The 7,759-nt window shown below is 41.3% G+C and carries 6 protein-coding genes and 2 pseudogenes; 3 read left to right on the top strand and 5 right to left on the bottom strand.

Going from position 1 to position 7,759, the window contains the following annotated elements; translation table 11 throughout:
• Nucleotides 1-79 precede the first annotated feature (79 nt).
• From K358_RS0101605 to ltrA, 3 genes and pseudogenes are all read left to right on the top strand, one after another.
• Nucleotides 80-397: pseudogene (locus K358_RS0101605) on the top strand (IS5/IS1182 family transposase); the annotation flags it as partial.
• Nucleotides 398-531: 134 nt separating this feature from the next.
• Nucleotides 532-2,069 (top strand): annotated as a pseudogene (locus K358_RS17880) (IS1634 family transposase).
• Between the two features lie 613 nt (nucleotides 2,070-2,682).
• Nucleotides 2,683-3,987: a group II intron reverse transcriptase/maturase gene (gene ltrA / locus K358_RS0101595; RefSeq protein WP_027695184.1), complete on the top strand. Its 1,305-nt coding sequence runs from the start codon at nucleotides 2,683-2,685 to the stop codon at nucleotides 3,985-3,987.
• Nucleotides 3,988-4,089: 102 nt separating this feature from the next.
• Here the strand turns inward: ltrA and K358_RS19160 are convergent, their stop codons facing one another.
• From K358_RS19160 to K358_RS0101570, 5 genes are all read right to left on the bottom strand, one after another.
• Nucleotides 4,090-4,440 carry a hypothetical protein gene (locus K358_RS19160; RefSeq protein WP_156888668.1) on the bottom strand — a complete coding sequence of 117 codons (351 nt, stop codon included), beginning with the start codon at nucleotides 4,438-4,440 and terminating at the stop codon, nucleotides 4,090-4,092.
• A 17-nt stretch (nucleotides 4,441-4,457) separates the two neighbouring features.
• Complete coding sequence (locus K358_RS0101585) at nucleotides 4,458-4,754, bottom strand: type II toxin-antitoxin system RelE family toxin (RefSeq protein ID WP_027695183.1); 297 nt, start codon at nucleotides 4,752-4,754, stop codon at nucleotides 4,458-4,460.
• Nucleotides 4,741-4,998, bottom strand: coding sequence for a type II toxin-antitoxin system Phd/YefM family antitoxin (locus tag K358_RS0101580; RefSeq protein ID WP_027695182.1), 258 nt, complete (start codon nucleotides 4,996-4,998; stop codon nucleotides 4,741-4,743). The genes K358_RS0101585 and K358_RS0101580 overlap by 14 nt, the downstream gene beginning before the upstream one ends.
• A gap of 392 nt (nucleotides 4,999-5,390) precedes the next feature.
• On the bottom strand, nucleotides 5,391-6,449 hold the full coding sequence (locus K358_RS0101575) for a tyrosine-type recombinase/integrase (protein WP_027695181.1): 1,059 nt from the start codon (nucleotides 6,447-6,449) through the stop codon (nucleotides 5,391-5,393).
• Between the two features lie 338 nt (nucleotides 6,450-6,787).
• Entirely contained in the window at nucleotides 6,788-7,711 is a 924-nt protein-coding gene (locus tag K358_RS0101570; protein WP_027695180.1) for an aminoimidazole riboside kinase, read from the bottom strand.
• Between the last annotated feature and the right edge of the window lie 48 nt (nucleotides 7,712-7,759).

The raw sequence follows: 7,759 nt of genomic DNA, 5'->3' as shown, positions 1-7,759 counted from the left end.
GGCTTTGTTGCTTAAATCGATGGAACTAAATCAAGAAGCTACGATCTGATCGGCTACACCCATTAATCGTCGTAGCCTCATGCCTAAACCTCGTTACAAGACAACTAACTGGACGCAGTACAACAAAGCCTTAATAAACCGTGGTTCTCTGACCTTTTGGATTGATGAGGAAGCGATAGCCGAGTGGAAGCAAAACAAGCAAGGCAAGCGCGGCAGACCTCGCCAATTCAGCGACTTAGCCATTACTACTGCACTGATGGTGAAACGCATATTCTCTATGCCGTTGAGAGCACTGCAAGGATTTCTAGACTCGGTATTTAAGCTGGCTAACATCCCGCTAGTTTGTCCCCACTACACCTGTATAAGCCGTCGAGCTAAGGAAGTTGAGGTTTCATTTAACCGTCATTCCGCAGCCAATTTCAGAATTAAAACAATGTGATCCAGTGATCGTTTACAAATGTTAGTGCGACAGACCTCTTGACCGCGATCCCCAATTTTGATCTATTACTGTTATTTAACGGTCACTTTATTATGTCTGCTGCTCAACCTGTCATTAAACGCCTAGATCACTTAGGGCTGATCGCTGCTTTCTGCCATGAAATCGGTTTACCTGGTATTATTGATCGCGTCATTCCCAAGTACTCGGATCATAACGTTTCACATGGCGATGCGGTCTTGGCGATGATTCTCAATGGTCTTGGCTTTCACAGCAGAACGCTGCATATGTTTTCTGACTTCTTCGAGACGAAGCCTGTTGCCAAGTTGCTTGCTAAAGATATTGAAGTTCACCATTTAACGGACGATGTACTCGGACGCACGTTAGATGCTTTATATGAAGCAGATGTCTCCGCACTTTATCAAGCGATTGCAGAGCATGTCATTGATAAGCTAGGACTTAAAACAGACTCTGTACACCTTGATATCACTAGCTTCCATGTCGATGGTGAATACGCCCAGGACGAAGATCTTAATGCCATCAAGCTGGCCTGCCTGTTTACATGCAAGCGCTTAGTGGTAACACCAATGATGCTAAGGCATTCTCAGAAGTCACTAAACGGCATATTCATTGCCTGAAGGCAGCTCAAAACAGTCGCTACTTCATCGCCGATGCAGCTTTATACACCGAAGAGAGCATTCGTTCACTGGATGAGCAACAACAGAAGTTTATTACGCGTGCTACAACGACCATTAAATCAGCCAAAGAGGCCTTAATGAACCTTGAGCCAGAGCAGCTGAGCCATATCGGCAATGGCTACTCGGGTTGTCGGGTTGACGCTGATTATGGCTCGGTATCTCAGAAGTGGCTGTTGATTCATAGTGAACAAGCAACCAAGCGAGAGCAGGTAACGTTTTATAAGAACTTAGACAAAAATATCACCAAAGAGCTGAAAGCGCTGGGAGAACTAAAGAAAAAGCAGTTTGCTTGCGCAGTGGATGCCGAGCAAGCAATGAGCGACTTCGCCAACCAGTGTCATTTGCTTGGCTTCGCGCAATCAACCATCGTTAAAGAGCCAATTTATTCAGGTCGTGGTCGGCCGAAGAAAGATGAAAAGCCGACGGGATACCACTATTTGATAGATGCTACGCCTTATACCGATCTAGAAAAGGTGAAACTGGCCAAGCTTAAAGTAGGTATGTTTATTCTCGCCACCAACGATACTGACAACACCGACCTAACAATGGTTGCATTGCTTGAACATTACAAGTCTCAGCAAAAGGTCGAGCGCGGCTTTCGCTTTTTGAAAAGCCCTGAGTTCTTAACATCATCAATTTTCCTGAAGAAACCTCAGCGAATCGAGGCACTACTGATGATCATGACGCTGAGCCTACTCGTCTACGCAAGCTTAGAGCACAAAATCCGAGAGAGTCTCACTAAGACCGAGGAATTCTTTCCTAGCATGGTAAAGAACAAGACGACAACTAAACCGACGGCACGTTGGGTATTCTTAAAATTCGAAGGTATCGATACACTCGAATTTGGCGGCCAAAGCTTCATAACGGGTGTTCAAGAGCATCAGACTCGGCTGCTTAAGCTTCTTGGTGTTCTGTATGAAGCAGTTTATTCCTAAATTGGCTGCGGAATCTCGTGAGCGCCACGAGGTGCTCAACACTGCTCTGGGCAAGAGACGCAGCCAAGCGATTAAATGGCATAATAAGCCCAGAACGTTAACCTAAACAATGGGTTAAGTCCAGTAGGGTGCAAAGTCCCTACCTAGGAAATTGCTAGTTCACCTAGAAGTCTGACTGGCATACATGATGGCAACAGCATGATATGAAGCCCAGTGACAAAGACGAGAAATCGTTGAGACGCAATGTAGGCCGTAGCATTAAGCGAACTTGGTTAAGCATCGTCACGCAAGTGGAAATGGGGAGTCGCTCCGAGTATACGAACCCTGCCACATACAGTGAAGCAACTAGCGAAGGCAACTGTGTGGTTTCCCGGTGTAATACAAGATGGCATGCATTGAGGGATGTTGAGTAAACGTGGGAGAGCCTATTGCTGTGGGAGTCGCGCCCCAGCGCAGAGATATAAGAGGGGACCTCGAAATTCTCAGTGTATACACAATAGGCAGTCGGATGAGCCCATAGTACCAAAGATGATGAGGACAACATAACCTCATCTAGGGAAGGGGCCCAAACATAAATGACGTTTTTAAAGAAATTTCAGCAGGAGATTGCCGAATGGCTAGCACTTCAAATAAAGTTCGAGAATTTCAGCGAAAACTCTACCTGCGCTCAAAGCAGGAGCCAGACCAAGCATTTTATAGTCTGTATGACAAAATTTGTCGTTTCGACATCCTGTGGGATGCCTTCTATTTGTGTAAAGCAAACAAAGGGGCGGCGGGAGTCGATGGTGTCAGATTTGAGGACTTAAATAGCATTGAAACGTCTGGTAAATTGATCAAAACATTAAGAGCGGAGCTGGTAGAAGGCAGGTACAGACCTCTGCCGGTCAAGAGAGTGCAAATACCAAAAGACAATGGTAAGACTCGAAATTTGGGCATACCAAGTATCAGAGATCGCATTGTACAAATGGCATGCACGCTTGTGCTAAGTCCAGTCTTCGAGCCTCACTTCCACTGTAATAGCTACGGTTACAGACCTAAGCGCAGTGCACAAGACGCAGTGATATGCATTAATGGCTATCTGAAACAAGGGTATCAGCAAGTCTATGATGCTGACCTATCAAAGTTTTTCGACACTATACCACATTCACGATTACTGGATAAGGTAAGGTCTAAAGTGACGGATAGGGCAGTACTAAGACTGATTAAGCTATTCCTCAAAGCGCCGATAAGTGAGCCAACAGCAAAAGGAAAGAGCCGAATAGTGGGAAACCCTATCGGCACGCCTCAAGGCGGGGTGATTTCGCCACTATTGGCAAACATTTACCTAAATGACTTTTGTCGGAAGATTGCGACAAAGACACCATGCAAGATAATTTCTTATGCAGATGACTTTGTTATCCTGTCGAAAACGCCATTCAATTCAGCCCAACAGGACTGGATAAAGAATGAGCTGGAGCAGGAAGGACTAAAGCTCAATGAAGATAAAACTCACATCGTAGATATGACCCAAGTAGGAAATGAATTTGACTTCTTAGGGTTCACTTTCAAGTACATAGTGGGTTTCATCCAGCACACCAACTACGTAAAGATCTATCCATCGAAGAAGAGCCAAAAGAAGTATAAGGATAAGTTGCGAAGCATAGTGAAGCATAGAACGTCTCTGACCCTAGATCAGCTCGTTGAGCGGGTTAATAGAGTAGTAAGAGGCTGGAAGAATTACTTTGGCAAAGTAGGTTATCCTCGACAGGTCTTCTTCAAGATGGATTGGTTTTTGGTGGCACGCTTTTATCGATGGTCAAGAAGCCGAAGTCAACGTCGGAGCCTGTATCTTGCGCAAGATGCATGGGATAAGTTACACAAGGCAGGTCTTGTGTATCTACAACCGACGAAGATGAAAACTGCGAAGGTGAGCAGGTGAACATTTATGTGAAAGCCGTGTGAGGGAAAACCTCATGCACGGAATTGAAGAGGGGTTGCTGGATAAGGGTTGTGCCGAAGCCAGTGACCTACTCTACTTATATCAGAAAGTGGAACTTGTTTTCACATACCAGAGTACCAAAGACCGTATTCGTGGAATGAAGATAACGGCATAACGACCTTCATTTGCTTGCACATAAGCCCAAGTTTTATCACTTTCCGCAAAACGTTCACGACGTTGTCTTTCTATTTTTTCACGAGGGGATTCTTTTGGTGATACGAAAAAATCATCCAAGTTTTTAGGGCGTGGTGCAGGCGGTCTCGATAGATTGGCAATTTCAGCCGCTTTGACGGCTTCACGGGAAGCCCTTAGTCTTCTCTCTATAGCGCAGCTTGCACAATTACAACTTGTCGGGTTTCCATATATAGGGCAGCGGTAAGGTGAATTATTCATTTTAGTTTTTGTTCTTCTTATTTATTTAACAGTCTTTGAGCCATTAAATAGGCTTCTTTTTTTTCTCGTTTTCCGACGGCTAAGATAAGCACGATTAATTCATCATCAACAACTTTATAAACCAGTCGATAACCAGATTGCTTGAGTTTGATTTTGTAACATCCCGATAATCCACCATGTAATTTGTTTGCCTCTATGTGCGGATTAACTTGAATCTTTTTGAGTTTTTCTTTGAACTGAGATTTAACCGGCTCTCCTAATTTAGAGAAAAGTTTTTGGGCTTTTCGTTCAAATTTCAACTTATAAACTGTCAAGGTCTACCTCAACAAACTCACCCGTTTCATAAGCTTCTTGAGCCATTTTCATTAGCTCAATATTTTCAAGCTCATCAACCATTTTTTCATATAAAGCGGCTGGGACAGCGTAAAATGCAGGTTTGTTGCGATTTAAAATAGCAACAGGCGCACCATGGCCTTCTTCTAATACGCCCATTGGATTATTTTTGAGCTGAGTAAGTCCAGCACTCACATCCGTCAAAATGTTGTTTGTTAAGTTCATAATGTAAACCTCTCTTAAAGTGCATTTAATAAGGTGATTATAAATCTTTTAAAAGGGCTTGTCATGTTTTGTGAAAAATCATAATGACAAGATAGAGGTGTGAGATGGGTATACCTTTCGATTCTCTGAATATGTTAAACCGTACATAAGTAACCTTACTAATACATATTCTAAGAACGAGTTAAAGCATCTAACGGAGTTAAAAATTGCTTTCAATCCAGCTCTTATTAAGGAGTAATGGATTACCATTGCTGTATCATCACCGCTGCGCTTATATAGTTTCTTACGTTGAAATATGACAGTAATATATCTATTTTTCTGATATCGTGTGCAACAGTTTTCCTCGGTATCAGTAATCACTAAACTTATTATTCAAGCTGAATATTGACAAACTATCTACGTTTTCTAGCCATGGCACTATCTGCTGCAAGGATTCCTTTCCCATAATGTAAAACCATACGTTCCGTCGACCATCTACCAGATTGTTGTACTTGAAGAGTTGTATACCCATCTCGTAATAAATCTTGAGCTGCACCAACTCTTGCACTATGGCCGGTGAATTTACGAAGTCCCATATCTTCTAAGCCTAAAATTACAGCCGTTTTTGCAAAAATACGTTCAATGGTTTTGGGGGTGACAGCTTTAGGGGAAAGTTGTTGTTTTATATTACCACTCTTTGTAAATCCTTGAATTAAAAAAGAATCATCTTGTTTATCTAAATCATTAATTGCTAAATATTTACGTATAAAGCCAGTCACCTGCTTTGATACATAGACCACTTCATCCGAACCTAGTTGGTTTGTTTTTGTATATGGAATAGTTATTAAAGCCGAACCATCTTGACTCCAGTTTATATGTTTAAATTTGATACGCACGATTTCAGATTCACGTAGAAGCGACTCATATGCAAGACCGAGAACCATTAAATCTCGTTTTTGCATAGGTGATGAACTCGTACCCCACAGGTCAATAACTTGGTTTAAATGAAACTCGTTAAATGCAGTCGCTTGATTTGGACTTTCACCCGAGTACTTTTTATTTCTGATTATTTGTTTTAATTGCCCTTCAACATAAATGTCTTTTGTTGGGTCAGGACAACCAGAAATTTTATGAGTCTTAGATATCGCCCAAAGGTTAACTTTTAAAGTGTTACCACGTAACGAATTTGTGGATTTTAAGTAATCTTCTACAGTATCTGGTGAAGATGGCAGAGATTGACGTCCATTTTCATTGCACCATGTAACAAACATAGCCCAGGCTGACTTTAAGCGCCTTAATGTAGAGTCAGAATACTGACCTTGCCTAGAGTAGAATTGATTTTGGAAATGTAAAATCAGCTGTTGAACTTTCTCGTGATCGATAGCTTTAGAAGAATTAGAGCTTAGGTACTGGACTAGTTGCTGAGGTCTAATAGAGTCAAGATCGCTCGGTAGTGTCATGAGGTCTTCCATAGTCTTCCCTAAGATATAATGTCTGAGAACTGTAATTCTAAGACATTATGTGTTTTCGAACAATAATAAATTACCAAGCACATAAAATCATTCAACATATATCCAATCAAGTTGCAGTGAAAATTATCTTTATTCGCGTTGTAGCTCAACGCGCATTTGAGTGCAACATTAAAAGAAAACATTTAAAATTGGGAAATATATAGCCAGTGCAATATGAGCATAAATTACAAAAACTGCTTAAAACAGTCTCCAGTTTTAGTTAACCCTTACACTAGCTTGGAAAGAGACATCAGTGGCCAAACTGACCCAGCCACTAACTGTAAAATATTAACTTGGAATTACACAAAAAACTTATTTAGAGCCTCTTTGTTTGGCAAGGCAGTCATTGCACCTTTCGCTGTTGTTGCTAATGCACCACAGGCATTGGCAACTTCAATACTTTCTTGGATAAATGAATCATTTTTCCAATTTGGATTTTTCGATAATTGATACAAAAGCCCCCCTACAAAAGCATCACCTGCACCAGTTGTATCGACAGGTTTTACCACTTTTCCAGAGATCAGTTTCTTTTCATTATTAAATACTACTAAGGAGCCATTTTTCCCTTGAGTAATCACCATTAATGAAAATTGATACTTATCTTGCATATAGCTTATTGCTTCATCTAACTCACTAATATTAGTCAAAAAAATCAATTCATCATCTGAAAACTTCACGACATCAGCAAGAGCTAAAGCTTCTAAAATAATAGGCCGAATTAGATTTTCTTCTTCCCATACTTCTTCCCTAATATTTGGATCAAATGATACATTCCCGCCTATTTTTTTCATGTTAGCCATTGCGTTTAAAGTCGCGCTTCGTGATGGCTCGTTAGCTAAAGAAATAGAGCAAGCATGAAGCCATTGATTTTCTTCAAAGCTTGGAAAGTCAGTGTCAACAATGAACTGATCTGCACTGGGTTTAACCATAAACGTAAAGCTTCTTTCTCCAACGTCATCAATATCGATTACAACGGTTGAAGTACGCTGAACCTCATCTTTTTTTAAATAATGTATACCCACAGATTCAGATTTTAAAACTTTTTCAATAAATCGCCCAAATGGGTCATCACCTACTCGACCAATAAAACCAACTTCGCCCCCTAATCGAGAAATACCAACAGCAACGTTAGCCGGGGCGCCACCCGGGCATTTCAATAATTCATCATTTTGGCTAGGAATTAAATCAACGACCGCATCCCCTGTTACCCATACTTTTGCCATAAAAACTCCAAAGAAAAGAAAATTCTAAAATCAAGAACCGATCACAAA

The organism is Vibrio litoralis DSM 17657 (assembly GCF_000426765.1).
GTDB classification, from domain to species: Bacteria; Pseudomonadota; Gammaproteobacteria; order Enterobacterales; family Vibrionaceae; genus Vibrio; species Vibrio litoralis.
Note: the sequence above shows the minus strand (reverse complement) of the source record. Positions and strands in the feature narration are given on the sequence as shown.